This window comes from Roseateles sp. P5_E11, from assembly GCF_054049355.1.
In genome coordinates this window covers 1-19,699 of the sequence record NZ_JBFUMO010000054.1, presented here as the reverse complement: position 1 = coordinate 19,699, position 19,699 = coordinate 1, and the positions used below count along the sequence as shown (strand labels likewise).

15 protein-coding genes are annotated in these 19,699 nt (G+C 68.3%); 2 read left to right on the top strand and 13 right to left on the bottom strand.

Features of this window, described 5'->3' with window-relative positions; translation table 11 throughout:
* Window positions 1–12: 12 nt before the first annotated feature.
* The 6 genes from ACXJKR_RS06780 to sctV all read right to left on the bottom strand — a co-directional run bounded on the left by ACXJKR_RS06780 (window position 13) and on the right by sctV (window position 6,162).
* Entirely contained in the window at window positions 13–402 is a 390-nt protein-coding gene (locus ACXJKR_RS06780) for a hypothetical protein (protein ID WP_457321805.1), read from the bottom strand.
* A 73-nt stretch (window positions 403–475) separates the two neighbouring features.
* A complete protein-coding gene (locus tag ACXJKR_RS06775; protein WP_056193332.1) occupies window positions 476–670 on the bottom strand; it encodes a hypothetical protein in 195 nt (64 codons plus the stop codon).
* Window positions 671–781: 111 nt separating this feature from the next.
* Window positions 782–1,915, bottom strand: a complete 1,134-nt coding sequence (locus tag ACXJKR_RS06770) for an FHA domain-containing protein (protein WP_457321802.1) — start codon at window positions 1,913–1,915, stop codon at window positions 782–784.
* A complete protein-coding gene (gene sctC / locus ACXJKR_RS06765; RefSeq protein ID WP_457321800.1) occupies window positions 1,912–3,636 on the bottom strand; it encodes a type III secretion system outer membrane ring subunit SctC in 1,725 nt (574 codons plus the stop codon). The genes ACXJKR_RS06770 and sctC overlap by 4 nt, the downstream gene beginning before the upstream one ends.
* Window positions 3,636–3,902 carry a type III secretion system export apparatus subunit SctS gene (gene sctS / locus ACXJKR_RS06760; protein ID WP_457321798.1) on the bottom strand — a complete coding sequence of 89 codons (267 nt, stop codon included), beginning with the start codon at window positions 3,900–3,902 and terminating at the stop codon, window positions 3,636–3,638. Before sctS ends, sctC begins: the two co-directional genes overlap by 1 nt.
* Before the next feature lie 145 nt (window positions 3,903–4,047).
* Window positions 4,048–6,162, bottom strand: coding sequence for a type III secretion system export apparatus subunit SctV (gene sctV, locus ACXJKR_RS06755; RefSeq protein WP_457321796.1), 2,115 nt, complete (start codon window positions 6,160–6,162; stop codon window positions 4,048–4,050).
* Between the two features lie 131 nt (window positions 6,163–6,293).
* Here sctV and sctQ point away from each other — a divergent pair, with 131 nt between their 5' ends.
* Together sctQ and sctR are read left to right on the top strand one after the other, a co-directional pair.
* Window positions 6,294–7,373: a type III secretion system cytoplasmic ring protein SctQ gene (gene sctQ, locus ACXJKR_RS06750; RefSeq protein ID WP_457321794.1), complete on the top strand. Its 1,080-nt coding sequence runs from the start codon at window positions 6,294–6,296 to the stop codon at window positions 7,371–7,373.
* Window positions 7,374–7,375: 2 nt separating this feature from the next.
* Window positions 7,376–8,038 carry a type III secretion system export apparatus subunit SctR gene (gene sctR / locus ACXJKR_RS06745; RefSeq protein WP_457321792.1) on the top strand — a complete coding sequence of 221 codons (663 nt, stop codon included), beginning with the start codon at window positions 7,376–7,378 and terminating at the stop codon, window positions 8,036–8,038.
* Here sctR and ACXJKR_RS06740 read toward each other — a convergent pair.
* The 7 genes from ACXJKR_RS06740 to ACXJKR_RS06710 all read right to left on the bottom strand — a co-directional run bounded on the left by ACXJKR_RS06740 (window position 8,011) and on the right by ACXJKR_RS06710 (window position 19,546).
* Window positions 8,011–8,973, bottom strand: coding sequence for an ABC transporter permease (locus ACXJKR_RS06740; RefSeq protein ID WP_457321790.1), 963 nt, complete (start codon window positions 8,971–8,973; stop codon window positions 8,011–8,013). The genes sctR and ACXJKR_RS06740 overlap by 28 nt on opposite strands.
* On the bottom strand, window positions 8,970–9,932 hold the full coding sequence (locus ACXJKR_RS06735; RefSeq protein ID WP_457321788.1) for an ABC transporter permease: 963 nt from the start codon (window positions 9,930–9,932) through the stop codon (window positions 8,970–8,972). Before ACXJKR_RS06735 ends, ACXJKR_RS06740 begins: the two co-directional genes overlap by 4 nt.
* Window positions 9,929–11,395: a sugar ABC transporter ATP-binding protein gene (locus ACXJKR_RS06730; RefSeq protein ID WP_457321786.1), complete on the bottom strand. Its 1,467-nt coding sequence runs from the start codon at window positions 11,393–11,395 to the stop codon at window positions 9,929–9,931. Before ACXJKR_RS06730 ends, ACXJKR_RS06735 begins: the two co-directional genes overlap by 4 nt.
* Window positions 11,396–11,462: 67 nt before the next feature.
* On the bottom strand, window positions 11,463–12,464 hold the full coding sequence (rhaS, locus tag ACXJKR_RS06725; protein ID WP_457321785.1) for a rhamnose ABC transporter substrate-binding protein: 1,002 nt from the start codon (window positions 12,462–12,464) through the stop codon (window positions 11,463–11,465).
* Window positions 12,465–12,585: 121 nt separating this feature from the next.
* Window positions 12,586–15,813: a glycoside hydrolase family 2 TIM barrel-domain containing protein gene (locus ACXJKR_RS06720; protein ID WP_457321783.1), complete on the bottom strand. Its 3,228-nt coding sequence runs from the start codon at window positions 15,811–15,813 to the stop codon at window positions 12,586–12,588.
* 14 nt (window positions 15,814–15,827) lie between these two features.
* Window positions 15,828–17,171 (bottom strand): MFS transporter, encoded by a 1,344-nt coding sequence (locus ACXJKR_RS06715; protein ID WP_457321782.1) that lies wholly within the window; start codon window positions 17,169–17,171, stop codon window positions 15,828–15,830.
* 14 nt (window positions 17,172–17,185) lie between these two features.
* Entirely contained in the window at window positions 17,186–19,546 is a 2,361-nt protein-coding gene (locus ACXJKR_RS06710) for a beta-galactosidase (RefSeq protein ID WP_457321780.1), read from the bottom strand.
* Window positions 19,547–19,699: the final 153 nt, after the last annotated feature.

Below are 19,699 nucleotides of genomic sequence, written 5' to 3'. Positions count from 1 at the left end.
GTGTAGAGTTGCCTAGCCATTGTTCTTCAGCAACGAGTTGAACTGATTGCTGCAGGCGCTGGCCAGGGCGGTGCACATATGCATCTTGCTGAAATAGGTCATGGAGTCGTTGCTGAACCTGACGATCTCCATCTGCGCGCGACCGAATTCGACGGCGGCGGTCTGCGGGTCGCCCAGGTCGGCCGCCGGCACCATGCGGTGGGCCATCAACTCGCTGGCCCCGGGGCGCTGGCCGAAGAACTGGTCGGCAGCGCTGGACAGCGATTGCAGCGAGCCGGTGCCGCCGCTTGAGGGGCGAACCATGTAGCCGGCGAATTGCTTCGCCTCTGCCGGATCGATCGCGGCCGGCGCCGTGGCGCTGGCCTGGACCGCAACGGCCATGGCATCAACGGGTTGGACCATGATGACCTCGCTGGGGTGAAAGGTATGAATGAGAAATGCCGCCCCGGCGCCGGGGCGGCGAGACGCGGGAAGGTCAGACCTTCTGCGACTGCTGGCGAACGTCGCTGGCCGCCTGCAGGACCGTGTTGGTCTGCTGGGCGTTGGCCGACGTGATGGCCGCGGTGCGCTGGGCGCTCTGCGACGTCACGGTGCTGAAGATGGTCAGCTGCTTGTTCTGTTCCAGGATTGCCTTGCTGTCCAGTCCGGACTCGGGTGCGGCTACGGCCATGGTTTGACTCCTAACGTCAAAGGTTGATGACATGACAAAAATCGCCCCCGCCCTCGTGGACGGAGGCATTCCGCACGAAGGCCAGGCCTCCGGTGCGAAATCCCTTGGTGCTCATCGCGCGCCCTCCCTGCCTGGTGACACCACCAGGCCATCGGCCTCGATGCGCTTGAGTTCGGCGCCCGACTTGAGCACCGCCCCCTCGTAGTAGCGGTTGCCATTGGCGAGCTGGATGTAGCTCATGCCACTGGCGTCCTGCGTGATGCTGACCATGCGCGACGGCAGCACGCTCTGCCACGCGTCCCACTGCGCGCRCTGCTGCTCGCCCGCGCGGTCGACCTGGGGCCGCGGCCGCAGCTTCACCTGGTCGGACACCAGCACCGCCGGGTGCAGGTCGTCGGCAAGGCGGCGGATCTTCTGACGCACCGATTCGTCCTCGGTCGCGCCGGCCACCACCAGCCGGCCCTGGCCCGTGTAGCTCATCGAGATGCCGGGGTCGCTCACGTAGCGGCGCGCCTGCTCGACGATGTCCTCGGCCGCGTGCACGCTGGTGCTGACCTGCCGGCCAAAAGGCGCCATGGCCTCGGCCAGCGCCTGCTTGCGCTGGCGCGATTCGACGTAGCCGCGCACGTTGAAACGGCCGCCGGCGACCGCGACCACTTCGACCTCGGGGAAGGGCTTCAGCGCCTTCTCCACCTCGGCCAGGTCGACCGTGGCGGCTCGGGTCGAGCTGCCCGCACTGCCGGCCCAGGCCAGCACGCCGGCCGCCCCGCCGACCGCCAGCACCACCACGGCCACGCTCAGCCAGGGCGAGCTCCGGCGCGCAGGCGCCTGCAGCAGGGCGGCGGGCGGCGCGTCGCCGGGCATGATGCTTTCGGTCCACTCGGACGCCGGGTCGTCGTGCTCGGGCGCGGGATAGCTGCGGTCGACCTGGAAGTCGATGCTGCCGACCGACACCACGTCGCCCGCTACCACGCCCTTGCGCTGGGCCTGCACGTCCTGGCCGTTGAGCTTCACGGCGGCCGCGCCGACCTTCTGCAGCGACATCGCCAGTTCGCCCACCGTGAACACCAGGTGGCGCGGCAGCACGTCGCTGCCGGGCAGCATGACCTCGCACTCACCCGAAGCGCCCAGCGTGTTGACGCCCGGCTTGAGCGCGATGGTGCGGCCCTTGACCGCGCCACTGAGGAAGCGCAGGCACCAGCCCGGCACGGCGGCCGTGGTAGTGGTGTGGGCCCGCGCGTTCATTGCGTAGGCTCCTGCTGGACCGGCAGCGGCGGCTTGCTGCCGGGCGTGACGAGGCGCGGCGTCAGCAGGTAGAAGCGCTCCATGTTGTTCTGCTTCTTCTCGCTGTACTGGAACAGCTTGCCCAGCACCGGGATGCTGGACAGCAGCGGCACGCCCGAGGTCGCGTTGGCCTTCTCCTCCGAGGTGTAGCCGGCGATCAGCAGGCTCGTGCCTTCGTCCACCAGCGCCTGGGTGTTGACGGTGCGCCGCCGCACGACGGGGATGCGGTCGACGGTGCTGCTGCTGACGTCGCCGTCCTCGATGTCGATGGACATCAGCACGCCGCGGCCTTCCTTGTCGTCGACGATCAAGGGAGTCACGCGCACCGCGGTGCCGGCCGTGACGCTGTACAGGCTGGAATCCTGGAAACCGTCGACCCGCACATAGAACTCGCTGAGGTTCTCCAGCACCGCCTCGTTGTTGTCCAGCGTCAGCACCTTGGGCCGCGCGATGAAGTTGGCATTGCCCTTCTGGGCCAGCGCGCTGACGCGGGTCAGCAGGTAGTTGCGCAGGTCGTTGCCGATGGAGGCGGTGAACAGCGCGCCCAGCGGCGTGCTGGGGTTGCCCTGCGGGTTGACGGTGACGACCTGACCAGCCTCGGAGTTGGCGTTGCCGAAGGTCAGCGGCGGCAGGTTGCCGCGGCCGATCTGCAGGTCGCCGTGGCGGGCGTGCAGCCGCCAGTCCACGCCCAGGCTGTCCAGCGTGTTGGTGCTGATGTCCATGATCGTGACCTCGATCTCGATCAGGCGCGGCCGCACGTCCATGGTCTGGATGAGCTTCTCGTAGCGCGCCATGCGCTCGGGCGTGTCGCGCACCAGCACCGCATTGAGTCGCGTGTCGGGCTGGAACTGCGGCAGTTCGCCACTGGAGAACTCGGGGCCGCCGCCGTCACCCTCGTCCTCGGTCGCGCCGCTGCCCTCGCTGGACAGCTTGGCCACGCCGGCGTCGGCGCTGACGCCGAGCTTGGTGCGCCGCACCGGCCCGGTCACGGCCGAGGGTGCCGCTCCGCGCGCCGCCCCGGTGCGGCCATACAGATTGCGCAGCACGGTCGCCACGCCAGGAATGGATACCTGCTTGCCGGCGCGATTCATCTTGAAGTCGGCGGCCCAGGCATAGCGCAGCGGGAACACCTGCACCTCGGCACGGTCGTCGCGTGCCGCGCGCTGGTCGATCAGCCGCACGGTCTGGCGCACCAGCTCCACATAGCGCTTGGGACCGGAGACGTAGACGTTGCCATCCGCCTCGCTGATCTGCAGCGGATAGCGGGCGTCGGCGATCTTGAGCCGGGCCAGCGTGTCGGCGATGCGCTGCGCGTTCTTGCCGGCGATGGTGAACACCTCGCTGCGCGTGTCGGCGGCCGGATCGACGAACAGGAAGGCGCCGTCGTAATACCAGGTCAGCCCGTTGGCCGCGCAGATATTGCTCAGCACCATCTGCACCGCACCGGGCTGGCTGCCGGTGATGGCGAAGCGGCCGCTGATGGTGCCGCCGACCTTGCCGTCGATGACCGCCGTGACGCCCTGCGACGCCGCCAGCTCGCGCAGGAAGTCGCCCACCGGCTTCTCGTTGGCTTCCATGCGGAAGGGCCGGCCGTTGCGCGGCAGGTCGGCCGCCCTGGCGGGGCTGGCCAGCAATGCCGCGACCAGGCCGGCGCAAAACAGGAGGTAGACGAAGCGCAGCATCAGCTCAGCGAAGTCAGGGTTTGGAAAGCGCGCTCGGCGAAGCGCAGCACATCGCGGCCGAGCCAGCCGGCGGTCACCACGAGGGCAATCAGCACTGCAATCAGGCGCACCGATTGGCCGATGCTCTGGTCCTGGATCTGCGTGACCGCTTGCAGTACGGCCACGACCAGCGAGGTCAGCGTGGACACCAGCACCATGGGCAGCGAGACCATCAGCACGATCAGCAGTCCTTCGCGCGTGATGTCGAGGATGTTCTGAGGGGTCATTGGTGCACCCTTCGGCCTGCGGCCTTGCCTGGCCGCTGCATCGGCCAGGCGTTCGCCAGGCTTGGAATGCCCATCGGGCATCCCAAGTCCGGGCTCACTCCCGCCGAGCGGGAGCGAACTTGCTTGGGGCGGCCCGGCGCGGCGTTCATGCCGCCTCCGCGATCGGGGTGAAGGCCTGCGGCTGCGGGTTGCTGACCCAGCCCACCGGCTGCAGTGCGACGTCCTCGTCGACCTCCTGGTAGGACAGCACCGCCAGCTGGGGCGCCACCGGCTCGATCAGCGTCTTGATGTAGCGCCGCGTGTCGGACGACACGATGGCCACCACGCGCTGCTGGGCGCCACCGAGGATGCGGCGCACCTGTTCGCGCACGTCCTGCGCGACCGCGGGGTCGAGCAGCAGCAGGTTGCCGCGCGGCGAGCGCTCGATGGCCGCCTGCACGCGGTCGATCAGGCTGGACTCGAACAGGATGGCGTGCAACTCGCGCCGCGCGCCGACATGGCGGCTGGTGATGAAGCGGCCGAGATCGATGCGCACCAGCTCCGTCAGCGCGACGACGTCGGGCTCCGTAGGTGCCCAGATTGCCAGGCTCTCGAAGATGGCGTGCAGGTTGCGGATGGGTACGTTCTCCTGCAGCAGCCGGCGCAGCACCTCGGCCAGGCGTTGCAACGGAACGGCGCGTGCCACTTCCGCCGCCAGCTCGGGCACCTCGCGCTGTGCCGCGTGCAGCAGACGCTGCACCTCCTGCAGGCCGATCAGCTGGGCGATGTGGCGGCGCACCGCATGGTCCACATGCAGGCCCAGCACGTCTTCGCAGGTCCAGGCACGGACCGCTGTCGGTGCGGCATCGACCCATACGACCCGCGAGAAAGGACCGAAGGGCTCCGCCACCTCGGCACCCACCGGCGGCGTGGCGGCCTCGGCCGCGTCGAGCAGCCAGCTGCCCGGCCGCAGCGTGCCTTGCGAGACCACCACGTCCTGCACCAGCACCTGGTACTGGTTCTCGCCCAGGCCGCTGCCCCAGCCGACCTGCACGCGCGGGAACACCGGCCCCAGGTCGCTCTCGACGCGGGCCTTGGCTGCGGCCATGCGCAGGTCCAGCGCGGGGCGGTCCAGGCGCCCGCGCAGGCCGGTGGACAGGCGCAGCTCCAGCGGTGCGGCGATGGCGCCCTGCACCACCTCGCCACCGTCGTCGTCCGCGTCGCGATAGGACATCCAGGCCGGCGTGCGGCGGCTGTCAAGCAGCCGGCGCGTCAGCAGCCCGGCGCCCAGCACCACCAGCGCCAGCGTGCCGAAGACCCACTTCGGAAAGCCGGGCACAAGCAGGAAGCTGGCGGTGGCCAGGCCCGCAATCACCAGCGCACGGGGATGGGCCATCAACTGGCGAGCGATCTGGTTGGCCAGCTGGCCCCCGTGCGGCTCGCCGTCGGCCGACACGCGGGTGATGACCACGCCTGAGGCGATGGACACCAGCAGCGACGGGATCTGCGACACCATGCCGTCGCCCACCGTGAGGATGGCGTAGCGCTGCAGCGCGCCGCCGATGCTCATGTCGTGCATCAGCGTGCCGATGGCCAGGCCCGCAAGGATGTTGACCAGCGCGATGACGATGCCGGCGATGGCATCGCCCTTGACGAACTTCATCGCGCCGTCCATCGCGCCGTGCAGCGAGCATTCCTGCTCCAGCTGCTGGCGGCGCTTTTGCGCCTGCACCGACGACAGCACGCCGGCGCGCACGTCGGCGTCGATGCTCATCTGCTTGCCGGGCATGGCGTCCAGTGCGAAGCGTGCCGCCACCTCGGCCACCCGCTCCGAGCCCTTGGCGACGACGATGAACTGCACGATGGCGATGATCAGGAACACCACGCCGCCGACCACGACGTTGTTGCCGACGATCAGCTTGCCAAAGGTGTCGATGATGTGACCCGCATTGGCGTGCAGCAGGATGAGCTTGGTCGATGCGATGTTCAGCGCCAGCCGGAACAGCGTCGTGAACAGCAGCAGCGACGGGAAGGTGGACAGCGACAGCGCCGACGGCACATACATCGCCACGATGAGCAGGGTCAGGCTCATCGACAAGTTGGCGGCGATCAGGAAGTCCAGCAACGGCGTGGGCAGCGGCAGCACGAACAGCGCGACGATGGCCACCAGCATGCCGGCCAGCAGCAGGTCGTTGTGGCGGCCCGCGCTGGCGATCAGGTCCTTCATGCCGCTGCGTCGCGGCAGGTGTCTTTGCAGTGCGTTCGGTGCGGGGTCGGCCATGCGAAGCACTCTATGGCGTGACTTTTTTACGCACCACTACGAGTCCCCGTAGCGCCCCGCCGTTATGCGCGGTGCTACGAATTCACGTAGTTCCTCCCAGCCCCGCGGATGGCTACGCTCGCCGCGTGCTGATGCCTACCGCCGTGATCGATCTGAGCGAAGTGAGCGCGTTGACGCGCCTGCCGGCGCCCGCCTGCCTGGCTCTCAACCGTCTCTACGACCGCCGCGCGCCGCCCATCGAGCTGACGCTGCAGGGCGCGAGGCATCGCCTGCAGTGGCGCTTCGGCAGCGTCCAGGATTTCACTGGATTTGGCCGTTATCGATTCCGCCTCGGCCCTCACACGGGCTGGCTGATGCTGGATTCCCCCGCGCAGGCCGCGCTGCTGCAGGAGCGCAGCCATGCCCTGCTGCCAGCCGAGTTGCGCTACGTGTTGCTGGCCGATGCACTGCAGCCGGTGGCCACCGCACTTGAAGCGGCCCTGCGTCTGCATTTCGAATGGTCGCCGGGTGAGCCTGATGAGGAGGCCGACTCACCGGCGCCACTGGAGGCCGCTGCCTGCTTCACCGTGGCCACCGATGGCCAGGCCTGGCCCTGGCAGGGCTTCGTGCTGTTCCAGGACCCCTCGGCGCTCGACAAGCTGGTCCCCGCCCCGCCGGCTGCCTCAGCCGGCCCCATGAGCAAAAGCTTCGACGGCCTGCGCGTGCCGCTGGCATTCCGCATCGGCGGCAGCGTGCTGAGCCTGGCCGAAGTGCGCGGCATCCGGCCGGGCGACATCGTCAGCGTCGAACACTGGACCGCCGCCGGCACGGGCCTGGTTGTGCAGGCCGAGCTGGGCGGCCCGGCAGGCCGGCAACTCATCGCGCGAGCCGAGGGCTCGCGCATCACCGTCACGCAATGGAGAGACCTTTCGATGAACCGAGATGAACTTGCCAATGCCGGCGAGAGCGACATCGCGACGGGCCTGCCGCTGGACCGGCTCAATGCGCTGGAAGTGGCGCTGCGCTTCGAGGTGGGTCATTTGAGCCTGTCGCTCGGCGAGCTGAGGAACATCGGCCCCGGCCATGTGTTCGATCTGACGCAGCCGCTGAACCGCAGCCCGGTGCGCATCCTGGCCCACGGCAACGTGCTGGGCAAAGGCTTCCTGGTGGCGGTGGGCGAACGCCTGGGCGTGCGCGTCTCCGAGTTCGCGCCCACCGAGCTGAAGACCTGACGATGAACACCACCGGCATGCCCGAGCCCATGACGCTCGTGGCGCTGATCCTCGCCTTCGGGGTGGCGCCCTTCGTCGCGATGATGGTGACCAGCTACACCAAGCTGGTCATCGTCTTTGGCCTGCTGCGCACCGCGCTCGGCCTGCAGCAGACGCCGCCGAACATGGTGCTCAACGGCATCGCCATCATCCTGTCGGTCTACATCATGGCGCCGGTGGGCATGGAGGTGGCCGATGCGCTGCGTCACCGCCAGGCCGGTGCCAGGAGCGAGGGCTGGACTGACGTCGTGACGGTGCTGGACGCCGGCAAGGCGCCGCTCAAGGCCTTCCTGCAAAAGCACACCCATGAGCGCGAACGCCAGTTCTTCCTGAAGTCGGCCGCCGCCATCTGGCCCAAGGAACAGGCTGACAGACTGCAGGCCGACGACTTTCTGGTGATGGTGCCGAGCTTCACGCTCAGCGAATTGACGCGGGCCTTCCAGATCGGTTTTGTCCTCTACCTGGTGTTTGTCGTGGTCGATCTGATCGTGGCGACGGTGCTGCTGGCGCTGGGCATGTCGATGATCTCGCCGACCACCATTTCGCTGCCGTTCAAATTGCTGTTGTTCGTCATGCTCGACGGGTGGGCCCGCTTGATTCACGGGCTGGTGCTTTCGTATCGATAGCCGTGCGGTAGCACCATGACGCAGATGAGCAATCCGCCAACGACGGTCGTCATCACCATCCCGGAGACGTTCAGCATGCCAAGTGCGAAGGTGAAGCCGCCCAGCAGCACTGTCGCGAGCAGCACGCCGACGATGCCGCCGCGGCCACCTTGGATCGCCACGCCGCCAAGGATGACGATGGTGATGGCGTCCAGTTCCCAACCCAGCGCGAGGTTGGGCCGCGTGCTGCCAATGCGGCCGGTCAGCTGCACGGCCGCCAACGCCGCCATCAGGCCGGCAAGCGTGAAGAGCAACAGCCGGTAGCGCTGCACCGCGATGCCCGAGAAGCGCGCGGCCACGGGGTTGGCGCCAATGGCGTAGATGCGCCGGCCATGGACCGTGCGGTGTTGCAGCAGCATGAACACCACCGCCACGGCCAGCATGACGCCGAACTCGATCGGCACGATCAGCCACGGCCAACCCGCAAGATCCCCCAGCGTACCGTTGCCCCACTGGCTCAACCATTCCGGGTAGCCCGTGATGGCCTGGTCGCCCAGCAGCACCAGGGCCAGGCCGCGGTAGAGCGACAGCGTGCCGATGGTGACGACGATGGAGGGCAGCTGCCAGCGCGTGACCAGCCAGCCGTTGAATGCGCCACACACGATGCCGCAACCCAGAGCGGCGGCGATCATGCCGGCCGGGCCTGCGCCGGCCTGCATCGCATAGCCCATGGCCAGGGAGCACAGCGCCATCGTCGCGGCGATGGAGAGATCGATCTCGCCCGCAATGATCAGCAGAGCCATGGCCATCGCGATCAGGGCCTTTTCCGACATATTGGTCGTGCTGTCGGCGATCGCAGAGGGCGAGGCAAAACCGTCGATGCACAGGCCGAAGCCGACGTAGACGGCGACGATCAGCGCCGTCAGCACCCATTCCCAGGAACCCCAGGCCTTCATGCCGCTCGCCTTTCCAGGATCTGCTGCCCCGACCGGCGCTGTGCTCGCGAGTTCAGCATCACCGAAACCAGGATGACAGCGCCGGCAATCGCCTGCTGCCAGAACGGCGAGACGTGGATGACCGGCAGGGCCGCATTGATGACGCCGATGAACAGCACGCCCAGCAACGCGCCGCCAACCGTGCCGACGCCACCCGCGATGCTGACACCGCCGATGACGCAGGCCGCAATCACGGTCAGCTCGAAGCCGGCGGCCAGTTCGGTGAAAGCAATGGCATAGCGGCCGACCCAGAGCAGGCCGGCAAGCCCGGCACAAGCGCCCGACAAGGTGTAGGCCATGCGAATGCGCTGCGACACCGGGATGCCCACGATCCGCGCCGCAGCGGGGTTGCCGCCGCAGGCGTAGAGATCACGGCCTTCCCGTCGCCAGCGCAGCAACCACCATCCCAGCGCTGCGACGGCGGCTGCAATCCACACCAGCAGCGGCAAGCCCAGCAGCTCCGCGCGAGGCAAGGCCTTGATGGACGCGTGGATGTCCTGGTCGTTGACCCAGGCGCCGCCGCTGACCAGGAAGATGGCGCCGCGATAGACCGACATGGTGCCCAGCGTGACGACGATGGGCGGCAACTCGAACCGCGTGATCAGCCAGCCGTTGAGGGCGCCCTGCGCCGCGCCCAGCGCCAGCGCCAGCAGGATCAACACCGGCGCGCCGGCTTCGGGCCAGAGCTTGCCGACCAGCGCCACCAGCATGCCCGTCAAGGCCAGGTTGGACGCCACGGACAGGTCGATGCCGCGCGTGAGCAGAACGGGCATCTGCCCGATGACGAGGATGGCCAGCAGGGCCGAATCGTTGGCGATGTCCAGCACATTGCGCGGCGTGAGAAACACGGGAGATCGCAGGCCCACCGCCAGGGTGATGGCCACGATGACGGCCGCCAGCGCCCATTCGCGACGCGTCATGCGGCGTTCCTGCTCAGGCCCGAAGCCGCAGCCACGACAGTTTCTGCATCCACCTCGCCACGCTGGAACTCGGCGACTTGCCGGCCACGCTTCATGACGACCACGCGGTGGGCCAGGTGCATCACCTCGGGCAGTTCGGACGACACCAGGATGACCGCCAGCCCCTGCGCCACCATCTCCGCGACCAGTTGATAAACCGCCTGCTTGGCGCCGACGTCGATGCCCTTGGTGGGTTCGTCCAGGATCACCACCCGCGGGTCCAGCCCCAACCACTTGCCGATGACGACCTTCTGCTGGTTGCCGCCGGAAAGGCCGGACAGCGGCGTGTCCTGGCTGGCGGTCTTGATGTTCAGCCGTTCGATCAGCCGCTGCGCCCAGGCGCTTTCGCGCAAGGCGGACAGCCAGGGCCCGCGCGAGACCTGGCCCTTCACGGCATGGCTGGACCCCGCCAGCGCGGCCAGGCTGAGGTTGTGCCGCACCGAGAAATCGAGAATGCCGCCCTGGCGCTGGCGTTCCTCGGGCACATAGGCCAGGCCCAGCGAGATGGCGTCGGCCGCATCACGGATGCGCCGCTCCTGGCCGTCTATCAGGATGCCGCCGCGCGCCAGTGGTTTGAGGCCCATCAGCGCCAGCATGACCTCGCTGCGCCCCGCGCCGACCAGGCCGTAGAAGCCCAGGATCTCGCCACGCCGCAGCGCAAAGCTGATGCCGTCGAACTCGGTCGGGTGACTGAGGTCGCGCGCCTCCAGCACGATCGCGCCGGGTTGCGTGTCCACGCGCGGGTACACCTGCTCGATGCTGCGGCCGGCCATCAGGCGCAGCAGCTCGGGCTCGCTGGCCTCTTTCATGCGGCCACTGCCGACCGAGGCGCCATCCCGCAGCACCACGTAGTTGTCGCAGACGGCGAACAGCTCGTCGAACTTGTGCGAGATGAACAGCACCGCCACGCCGCGAACCAGCAGCCCGCGCACGAGGCCGTAGAAATCGCGGATCTCGGCCTGCGACAGCGCGGCGGTGGGTTCGTCCAGGATGACGACGCGGGCCTGGTGCGACAAGGCCCGCGCGACCTCGATCAGGTGCCGCTGCGCCAGGCTCAGTTGCCGGACCGGCGTCGTGGCGTCAAAGCCCGCGCCCACCTCGTCCAGCACCTGCTGGGCCAGGCGGTTCATCGTCGCCCAGTCCACGACGCGCAAGGCCGCTGGCCCGCGCATGGGCTGACGGCCGATGAAGATGTTCTCAGCCGCAGTGAGTTCGTCGAACATCACCGTTTCCTGGTGCACGGCGACGATGCCGGCGGCCTGGGCCGCGTGCGTGTCGTGCAGGCGCAGCGGCTGGCCGTCCAGCCACAGCTCGCCGTCGTCGGGCTGATGCACGCCAGTGAGGATCTTGACCAGCGTCGACTTGCCCGCGCCGTTCTCGCCGATCACGGCCAGGGCCTGGCCCGGCCTCAGTTCGAGGTCCACGCCGCGCAATGCATGCGTCGGCCCGAAGCGCTTGTGGATGCCCCGCAGGCAGAGCACCCCGGCCGGGTCAGAAGAACTTGGCGAACTTGTCGACATTGCCGGCGTCGTAGGTGAACGGCTCGGCCATCACTGCTTCGGTATTCGCGTCCAGTGTGACGGTGCCGACCCGGCCGACGCTGATCTTGGCGCCCGCGGTCGCTGTCGCTTTGCCGGTGACCAGGCCGTGGGCGATGTAGATGGCCGAGTAGCCCAGGTCGATGGGGTTCCAGATCGCAAAACTCTTCACCGCGCCGCTGCGAACGTGGCCGGCCATTTCCGATGGCAGGCCGAGGCCGGTGACGAAGACCTGGCCCACCCTCTTCTCGTCCTGCACGGCCTTGGCGGCGGCCGCGACGCCGACGGTCGTCGGCGCGACGATGGCCTTCAGGCTGGGGTAGCTCTTCAGCAGGCCCTGCGCCTCGCGGTAGCTCTTGTCGGTCTGGTCGTCGCCGTAGACCACGCTGACCAGCTTCAGGCCCTTGGCCGCCGGCTGTGCCAGCGCCTTCTTCATCTCGCCGATCCAGAGGTTCTGGTTGGTGGCCTGAGCGGTGGCCGACAGCACCGCGATCTCGCCGCTGCTACCGATGGCGTCGGTCGTGAGGCTCACGAGCTTCTGGCCGATCAGCGCGTTGGACGAGGGCGCGAGATGCACGAGCCGCCCATCCTTGCGCACCGCCGAATCGAAGGACACCACCTTGATGCCGCGCGCCATGGCCTTCTTGAGCACCGGCACCAGCGCGTCGGGGTCGTTGGCAGACACCACGATGGCCTTGACGTTCTGCGCGATCAGCGTGTTGATGACCTCGATCTGCCCTTCGGCCGTGGCCTTGGCGGGGCTGGCCAGCACGATCTCCACGCCGCCGAGCGCCTTGGCGGCTTCCTGCGCACCCTGATGGGCGGCAACGAAGAAGCCGTTGCCCGAGCTTTTCGCGACGAGGGCAATCTTGTCGGCGGCCAGCGCGCCCCGTGCGGCAAGGCATAAGGCGGCTGCGGAAACGGCAAGCGTCAGCGTGCGGCGGCTTAGGGTCATGGCGCATTCCTGGAAAGAGGGCTCGAAGGCTGCCGCAGGCTATCCGTTCTTGCCCAGAGAATGTCGGCCCTGGCGCACAACGAGCAAGCTGTTGAGCGAAGTCCCTTGCGCGCGAGCCGCCCTATTGCGGCATCGTCGCCTGCGCGGGCATGGCCTTCCCAGGCGTGCTGCCCTCCCCTTCGAATGGCCGAAGGCGAAAGGCCACGCGAACCGGCTCCAGCCGGGTGCGGTACTGCGCATGAGGCTGGCCGACGAAGCTCCAGGAGTTGTCGCCGCCCACGCCCCACTGCGCGCCGTCGATCAGCAGCGTGCCGTGGTCGTGGGCCACGATGTCGCTGCTCTTCCAGGTGCCGGGGGCGCGGCGGTAGAGGTCGGTGTAGGGGAAGGCCAGCGCGTTGGCCATCAGCAGCTGCTGGCCCTCCACGCGCAGGCCGCGGCCACCGCCGGAGACTTCGAGCCAGCGCACGTCGACCTTGTTGCCGGTGTCCTGCGGCCGCATGTAGTCGTGGTTCTGCTCGGCGACGGCGCCGCGCCACAGGCCGACCGCAGCGCCCGTCTTGCGGTCGACGTAGCTTTCGTGGGGACCGCGGCCGTACCAGGTGACCGTGGTCAGGTCCAGCGGCATGTCGAACCACAGGCCGACCCGCACGGGCGGCGGCAGGTCGCTCTTGAGCGGCGTCAGCACGCCCGCCACGTCAACAGAGCCGTCGCCGCGCATGGTGTAGCTGGTGACGAAGCGCGCCGCGCCGGCGCCCAGGCGATGGTCGACGACGACCTCCGCCCCGCCGCCGGGCAGGCGGCGGCTGGCGATGCCCCGGACCTGGCGCTCACGGGTCATCACCTTCCACGGCGCCTGCTGCGCGACCGTGCCAGTCAGCGTGTCGTTGTCGGTCTCGGCACGAACGAAGTTGGGCTGGCCGCCAGTCAACAGCGGCGTTCCTGCCTTGCCGTAGCCGGTCAGCAGGCCGGTCTGGCGATCGAGTGACAGCGTCGCGCCCGCGGCCGACAGGACCACGGCGTCGGCACTCTCCTTCAGCTCGACCGTGCCCTTGGCCGGCGGGGCCGATGCGATCACGGGAGGCGTCAGCGCGAACTGCTCCCAGCCGACGACGTAACCTTCCGGCGTCAGCGGCACGGCACCCGCCCTGGCCCTCGCGCGCACCGTGACGAGGTATTCCGCGCCCGGCTTGCGCCGGACGTTGGACAGCGGCAACTGCAACTTCTGCGTGGCCCGCGCCGCGGTCGACAGGCCGGGAAGCGGCCCCGAGGCGACGGCCACGCCGTTCTCCAGCAGCGCCCACTCGAAGGCAAAGCCCGACAGGTCGCGGAAGTCGTGGCGGTTGCGCACGACGACCGTCGCGGCCACCGGATCGAAGGCCTCGAACTGGACGGGCGAGTAGACCTTCTGCACTTCGTAGACATGCGGGTTGGGCGTGCGGTCGGGCTGGATCAGGCCGTCGCCGAACTCGATGTCGCCGCCCGGGTTGGGGCCGTACTCGCCGCCATCGCCCCAGTAGCGTCTTCCATCCTTCGTGGTGCGATACATCGACTGGTCCACCCAGTCCCAGATGAAGCCGCCCTGCAGCTTCTCGTACTTGTAGATCGTGTCCCAGTAGTCCTTGAAGTTGCCGCCCGAGTTGCCCTGCATGTGGGCGTACTCGCACTGGATCATGGGCTGGGTGCGGGTCGGGTCGGTGGCCCAGTCAACCATCTTCTCGATGTCGTCGTACATGGGCGCGTAGATGTCGACATAGGCGTTGGGCTCATGGCGCCAGTCCACCGTGCCCCAACCCAGGTAGGAGATCAGCCGCGAGGGGTCACGCTGGCGCGCCTGCGCCGCCGCCTTCTCGAAGTTGGGGCCGAGGCCTGCCTCGTTGCCGAGGGACCAGAAGATCAYCGACGGGTGGTTCTTGTCGCGTTCCACCATGTTCAGCACGCGGCTGACGTGCGCGCCTTCCCAGGCCGGGTCGAAGCCGAGCTGGATCTTGGCCCGCAGTTCCGGATGCTGGTGCCCGTAGCCCATGTAGGCATGGCTCTCGATGTTGGCCTCGTCCATCACGTAGAGGCCGTATTCGTCGGCCAGCGCGTACCAGAGCTCGGCATTCGGGTAGTGCGACGTCCGCACCGCGTTGATGTTGTTGCGCTTCATCAGCTCGATGTCGCGGCGCATCGACGCTTCCGACATCACGTGGAAGGTCTCGGGATCGTGCTCGTGGCGATTGACGCCGCGGATGACGATGGGCCGGCCGTTGACCATGACCAGGCCCTTGCTGATCTCGACCGTGCGAAAGCCGATGCGCTGCGGCGTCGCCTGGATGAGCCGGCCGTCGGCGTCGAGCACCTCGACCAGCAGCGTGTAGAGGTTGGGCGTCTCGGCCGTCCAGGGGCGAACGCCCGGCACGGGGGCGGACAGCGTCTCGGTGCGGGCCGCACCGGCCGCGACGGCAGCGGTCCGCGTCAGCACGAGCTTGTCGCCTTCCAGCAAGCTCATGCGCAGCGTCAGCGGCTGGTTGCGCGCGGTCAGCGCCACGTCGACCGACAGCGCGCCGTCGCGGTAGTCCTTGTCCAGGCCGGCATGGACGAACAGGTCGGTCAGCCGTGTCCTCGGCACGGCCTTCAGGTAGACCGAGCGCTCGATGCCCGAGACCCGCCAGAAGTCCTGGTCTTCCAGGTAGGACCCGTCGGACCAGCGATGGATCTGCATGGCGACAACGTTCTTCTGCCCCGGCTTCAGCAGCGCCGTGATGTCGAACTCGCTGGGCAGCTTGGAATCCTCCGAGTACCCCGCCTCGACGCCGTTCACCCAGACCCGGTAGGCCGAGCCGGCCGCACCGATGTGCAGGATGACGTCCTGCGCCGACCAGTTCGCCGGCACCTCGAAGCTGCGCCGATACGAGCCCACCGGGTTGGTGGCGTGCGGGATCAGCGGCCGGTTGGCCGGGAAGGGATAGGTGATGTTGTTGTAGCGGGCCTGGTCGTAGCCCTCGGCCTGCCACATGGCCGGCACCTTGATGGTCTTCCAGCCCGAGATGTCGTAGCCGGGCTTCTCGAAGCCGCTGGGCACGTCGTCGGACGACGGCGAGAAGCTGAACGACCAGAGGCCGTCCAGCGTCTGGTAGCGGGTCGACCGCGCCGGGTTGCCGGCCAGCGCGGCTTCGCGGCTCTCGAACGGGAAGTGGGTCGCCGCGGCCGGCAGCTTGCCGCGCGCGTAGACCGCCGGATTCTCCCAGTCCGGCCTCGACGCGTCGACCTGCACTGCCTGCACCTGCGGTGCCTGGGCGCGCGCCGCACCGCCCAACGTGACGCCCAGCAACGCCACGCTCACGCCGGCGATCAATCTCAGCTGCATGTGTATTTCCATCATCAAAGCTCGTTGATTTCCTTGTGGCGCGGCACCAGCGCCTTCATGGCGGCCCAGGCGGCCAGGTAGGCCAGCGCGCAGATGGAGAACATGATCATGTAGCCGGTGGACAGGTCGCCGCGCGCGCCGTAGGCGTCGAAGATCCAGCCGCCGAGCTTGGACACGGCCACGCCGCCCAGGCCGCCGGCCATGCCGCCGATGCCGACGACCGAGCCGATGGCCCGCTTGGGGAACATGTCCGAGACGGTGGTGAAGAGGTTGGCCGACCAGGCCTGGTGGGCCGACGCGCCGATGCCGATCAGCAGCACGGGCAGCCAGTAGCTGATGCCGCCGAGCGGTTGGGCCAGCAGCACCACCAGCGGGAAGAAGGCGATCACGAGCATGGCGCGCATGCGGCCGTCATAAGGCTTGTAGCCGCGCTCCATGAAGTAGGTCGGAAACCAGCCGCCGCCGATGCTGCCGATCATGGTCATGCTGTACAGCACCGTCAGCGGCAGCGCGATGTCCGTCGTGCTCATGCCGTACTGGCCGGTGAGGTATTTGGGCAGCCAGAACAGGTAGAACCACCAGACGCCGTCGGTCAGGAATTTGCCGACGACAAAGGCCCAGGTCTGGCGATGCGCGAGCAGCCGGAACCACGGCACCTTGGCGCCCTCTACGGCAGGCGCGGTGGCCTCGCGGTCGCTGTTGATGTAGGCCAGCTCCGCCGCACCCAGTCGGCGCTGCCGGGACGGTGCATCGTAGAAGGTGAGCCACAGCGCGACCCACAGGAAGCCGATGGCGCCGATGGCGATGAAGGCCATCTGCCAGCCCCAGGTGACGGCGATCCACGGCACGGTCAGCGGCGCCAGGATGGCGCCGACGTTGGCTCCCGAATTGAAGATGCCGGTGGCGAATGACCGCTCCTTCTTCGGGAAGTATTCGGCGGTCGCCTTGATGGCCGCAGGGAAGTTCCCGGCCTCACCAAGGGCCAGCACGGCGCGCGACACCATGAAGCCCGCCACCGACACCGGCAGCCCGACCCCGAGGGCCACCAGGATGCCCCCGATGGGCACGGAGAAGGCATGCATCATGGCGCCAAGCGACCAGACGACCACGGCGATGGCGAAGGCGCGCTTCGTGCCGATCGCATCAATGAAGCGACCCGCGAACAGCATCGAGATCGCGTAGCCGAACTGGAACACCGCGGTGATGTTGGCGTAGTCCGTGTTGGACCAGCCGAACTCCTTGGACAGCGCCGGCGCCAGCAGGCTCAGGACCTGGCGGTCCAGATAGTTGACGGTGGTGGCGAAGAACAGCAGCGCACAGATGGTCCACCTGTACTTGCCGATGACTTGCGGGTTCATGTTCAGTCCTGTGTTCACTCAGCAACCAGTTTGTCACCGACGAACACGCGGTAGCGGCGGATTCGGCCGGTGACGCCGTCCGGCCCCTGGCGAGGTGTGTAGCGCAGGCCGGCGATGTCGGCCGGCGCGCCGAGGTCGATGATGAGGCGCGGCGGACCGGAGGGACGGACGGTACCGCTGTAGGCCGTGTGCCAATAGTCAGTCGCCTGACCGTTGATGGCGTTCAGCGCGCCGCCGTCTTCCTTGCGCGCCTCCTCGCTGCTGGCGTAGGCGATGGTCCAGGCCGTCTGGTTCAGCGGCTTGCCCTGCGCGTCGAGCAGCGCCAGCTCGGCGATTGCCGCATGGGGCTTGCCGTCGAAGCTGTCGAGCACCTCGATGCAGAGCTGGCGGCCGCGTGCGGGCTCGGCAAAGCGCACGTCCTGCGTGGCCGGGCCGCGTTCGAACTGCCCGGCATGCACCGGGGTCAACCCCGCCAGGCGCGGGCGCGCCTTGCTGGGCGGCCGCGCCAGGTCGAGCTCCGGCCGCAATTTGTCGAGCACGGGCGCGGTCTTGCCTTCGATGCGGTTGGCGCGTGGCCCGGTCAGGTCCAGCACGACGACCTCGTTGCGCCCGGCCTTCATCCACGGGCCTGGCAGAAACATCGTCTGCGTCGGGCCGATGCTCCAGTAGCGGCCCAGGCAGCGGCCGTTGATCCAGACGATGCCCTGGCCCCAGCTCGACATGTCGAGGAAGGTGTCGGCAGCTGCCGTCGCTTCGAAGCTGCCGCGCCAGAAGGAGGGTCCGGCCAATCGTTTGGACTGCCAGCGCAGCGGCGGCAGGTCGCCGTCGGCGCCGAAGTCGATGGCGCGGATCTCCCAGCCCTTGAGTTCCTGCGTCTCGGTCTTCGACGTGCGAAACATCACCGGGCCCTGCAGGCCCTTGCGGTCGTGGACTTCCATGCCGAAGTTCACGCGGGCAATCGTGTAGAGCAGGATCTCGACCACGGTGTCGCGGCTGCGCGCGGGGATGTCGACGCTGAAGCGGCGGTAGCGCGTGTCCATCGTGCCGGCCAGGCGGCCGCCGACGAAGACCCAGGCCAGGTCGCGCGCGTTCGCGGCCTCCAGCTTGCCGGCGGGGCCGGCCGGCAGCGTGACGCGATAGGCAACCAGCCCGCGGCTGATGTCGTAGTGCTCGATGTTCCTGGGCGACTCGGCGGCAATCGCTTGCGCCGGCAGATTGGCGAACACCGGCGCCGTCTCGGTGAGGGTGAATGAAGGGATCGCCATCACCGGCAGCCGGGCCGGCGGGTCGGGCAGCACCTCGCCCGGCTTCAGGTGCTTGGCCAGGCAGTCGCGGTAGGTGCGGAACTTGTCGCCCACCCAGCCTGCCTCGCCGATAGGCGCGTCGTAGTCGTAGCTCGTCGTGTCGGGGCGGAAGGGCCGGTCACAGCCTCCCCAGAGGCCGAAGGTCGTGCCGCCATGGGCCATGTAGAGGCTGAACGAGCCGTTGGCGTTCAGCATGGTGTCGATGTCTGAAATAGCGCGGGCGTTGTCGCCGCGCTTGTGCGGCGATCCCCAGGTGTCGAACCAACCGGAGTAGTACTCGCCGCACATCAGCGGCCCTTTCTGCAGCGCCGCCAGCGCCTTGAAGCCGGTCGCTGGGTCGCTGCCGAAGTTGGCCACGTTGAACAGCTCCGGGATGTGCGTCTTGCCGAGCGCGTTGGTCGGGTTGCACTGGAACAGCGGCACGTCAAAGCCGCCGTCCAGCACGGCCTGGCGCATCACGCGCATGTAGTCCTTGTCGTCGTTCAGGAAGCCGTACTCGTTCTCCACCTGCACCATCAGGATGGGGCCGCCCTGGCTGACCTGCATCGGTGCCAGCACCCGGCCGACCTCCCTGAACCAGCGCCGCACGGGTTGCACGAAGGCGTCGTCGCGGCTGCGCAGGAAGGCGTCGCCAGGGTGCTTCAGCAGCCACCACGGCAGGCCGCCCATCTCCCATTCGGCACAGGCATAGGGGCCTGGCCGCAGGATGACCCACAGGCCCTCGGCTTGCGCCTGCCGGCAGAACTCAGCCGCGTCGCGCTGGCCTTCCCATTGGTACTGGCCTTCGCGCCATTCGTGGAAGTTCCAGAACAGGTAGGCGCACACCGTGTTCATGCCCATGGCCTTGATGGCCTGCAGGCGGTGCTTCCAGTACTCGCGCGGCACGCGGGCGAAGTGCATCTCGCCGCAGCGGATCTGCAGCGGCTTGCCGTCGAGCAGGAAGTCGCTCTCGCCGATGGCAAAGCGCGGTGCTTCTGCCTTGGCCGCGCTGGCAGGCGAAGCGTTCAGCAGCAGCGTCGCACCAGAGGCGGCAGCGCCGAGCAGTCGACGACGGGGAAGAAGAACAGTCATGAGGGGTCCTGATTTCTTGTACGGCCGGCCTGAACAAAAAAACCCTGCCTCACGGAGACAGGGTGAAAGGCGTGCGCACGGGCGCCGCCTGGAGAACTCTGCTGGCCTTTAGAACGCCACCCGCACGCCCACGTTGAGGCGGCGGCCGACGTC

Bases quoted from the DNA above. Each gene is read 5' to 3' on its own strand.
- ACXJKR_RS06780 (WP_457321805.1), bottom strand. From the start codon at position 402: ATGGTCCAACCCGTTGATGCCATGGCCGTTGCGGTCCAGGCCAGCGCC.
- ACXJKR_RS06775 (WP_056193332.1), bottom strand. From the start codon at position 670: ATGGCCGTAGCCGCACCCGAGTCCGGACTGGACAGCAAGGCAATCCTG.
- sctC (WP_457321800.1), bottom strand. From the start codon at position 3,636: ATGCTGCGCTTCGTCTACCTCCTGTTTTGCGCCGGCCTGGTCGCGGCA.
- sctS (WP_457321798.1), bottom strand. From the start codon at position 3,902: ATGACCCCTCAGAACATCCTCGACATCACGCGCGAAGGACTGCTGATC.
- sctV (WP_457321796.1), bottom strand. From the start codon at position 6,162: ATGGCCGACCCCGCACCGAACGCACTGCAAAGACACCTGCCGCGACGC.
- sctQ (WP_457321794.1), top strand. From the start codon at position 6,294: ATGCCTACCGCCGTGATCGATCTGAGCGAAGTGAGCGCGTTGACGCGC.
- sctR (WP_457321792.1), top strand. From the start codon at position 7,376: ATGAACACCACCGGCATGCCCGAGCCCATGACGCTCGTGGCGCTGATC.
- ACXJKR_RS06740 (WP_457321790.1), bottom strand. From the start codon at position 8,973: ATGAAGGCCTGGGGTTCCTGGGAATGGGTGCTGACGGCGCTGATCGTC.
- ACXJKR_RS06735 (WP_457321788.1), bottom strand. From the start codon at position 9,932: ATGACGCGTCGCGAATGGGCGCTGGCGGCCGTCATCGTGGCCATCACC.
- rhaS (WP_457321785.1), bottom strand. From the start codon at position 12,464: ATGACCCTAAGCCGCCGCACGCTGACGCTTGCCGTTTCCGCAGCCGCC.
- ACXJKR_RS06715 (WP_457321782.1), bottom strand. From the start codon at position 17,171: ATGAACCCGCAAGTCATCGGCAAGTACAGGTGGACCATCTGTGCGCTG.
- ACXJKR_RS06710 (WP_457321780.1), bottom strand. From the start codon at position 19,546: ATGACTGTTCTTCTTCCCCGTCGTCGACTGCTCGGCGCTGCCGCCTCT.